The sequence below is a fragment of the Kribbella sp. NPDC000426 genome (genome assembly GCF_040300265.1).
Lineage (GTDB): Bacteria > Actinomycetota > Actinomycetes > Propionibacteriales > Kribbellaceae > Kribbella.
Window position 1 is genome coordinate 1 of the sequence record NZ_JBEPDK010000019.1, and the last position, 1,316, is coordinate 1,316.

At 67.1% G+C, this 1,316-nt stretch carries 2 protein-coding genes; both read left to right on the forward strand.

Translation table 11 applies throughout. From position 1 onward, the window contains the following. The first annotated feature begins 64 nt into the window (after positions 1-64). The gene (locus ABT313_RS44665) at positions 65-379 is read left to right on the forward strand and encodes a transposase (protein WP_350867199.1); all 315 of its coding nucleotides are present in this window, start codon (positions 65-67) and stop codon (positions 377-379) included. Then, positions 376-1,272 (forward strand): IS3 family transposase, encoded by an 897-nt coding sequence (locus ABT313_RS44670; RefSeq protein ID WP_350867202.1) that lies wholly within the window; start codon positions 376-378, stop codon positions 1,270-1,272. The genes ABT313_RS44665 and ABT313_RS44670 overlap by 4 nt, the downstream gene beginning before the upstream one ends. The last annotated feature ends 44 nt before the right edge of the window (positions 1,273-1,316 follow it).

Below are 1,316 nucleotides of genomic sequence, written 5' to 3' on the forward strand. Positions count from 1 at the left end.
TGGGCCTGCCCCGTTTTGACGGACATCCGAGATCAGGAGCTTGTGCTCCGGGAGGATGTTCATCATGGAGTCCATGGGCAAGAAGAAGCCGCGGCCTCGTCGTTCGTTCACTGCTGAGTTCAAGGCCGAGATCGTCGAGCTGTGTCAGCGCGGCGACCGGTCGATCGGTCAGGTCGCGAAGGACTTCGACCTGACCGAGACCGCGGTCAGGGAGTGGCTGCGGCAGGCCGAACGCGACGCCGGCACCCGCACCGACGGGGGGATGACCACGAGCGAGAAGGAGGAGCTCGCGCAGTTGCGGCGGGAGAACCGGCGGCTGCGCGAGGATGTCGAGATCCTCAAGCGGGCCACGGCTTTCTTCGCGAAGGAGACCCGGTGAACGTCTACCCGTTCATCGAGGCGGAGAAGCAGGGCAACCACAACGTCAAGAGGGCATGTGAGTTGCTGGCAGTCTCCCGTTCCGCCTACTACGCCGACCGCGCCAGCGGGCCCTCGGCGCGCGAGCAGCGTGACGCCGAGCTGACCGGCAAGATCGCCGCGATCCACGACGACTCCCGACACACCTACGGGTCGCCGCGCGTGCACCACGAACTCCGAGCCCAAGGCGAGCGGTGCTCACGTAAGCGGGTCGCCCGGCTGATGCGCGCCGCCGACCGGTACGGACGGACGCCCAGGCGCTGGAAGACGACCACCATCGCTGACCCAGCCGCCGCGCACCGACCGGACCTGGTCGGCCGCGACTTCGCCATCGACCCTGACAAACCCGGTCAGCTGGACCGCCGGTGGTGTGGCGACATCACCTACATCCACACCTGGCAAGGCTGGCTCTACCTGGCCACCGTGATCGATCTGGCCTCCCGCCGAGTGGTCGGCTGGGCGACCGCCGACCACCTCCGGACCGACCTGGTCGCCGACGCACTCACCGACGCGGTGAACCGGCGCCGTCCCACGGGCAGCGTGGTCTTCCACTCCGACAGAGGCTGCCAGTACACCTCGACCCAATACGCCAACCTGGCCAGGGATCTGGGCGTGACACTGTCGGTCGGACGCAAGGGCCAATGCTGGGACAACGCGGTCGCCGAATCCTTCTTCGCCACCCTCAAAACTGAGCTCATCCACCGCCACGCCTGGCCGACCCGCAAGGCCGCCACCAGCGCGATCTTCGACTACATCGAGGGCTGGTACAACACCCGCCGACGCCACTCCACCCTCGGCTACCGCAGCCCTGCCACCTACGAATCAACCCACGCCACCCACCAACAGGTAGCGTGAACCAACCTCACACCAACCCTGTCCGTCGAACCGGGTCAACGCCA

Excerpts from the sequence above, each read along its gene's own strand:
- ABT313_RS44665 (WP_350867199.1), top strand. The coding sequence starts at position 65 with ATGGAGTCCATGGGCAAGAAGAAGCCGCGGCCTCGTCGTTCGTTCACT.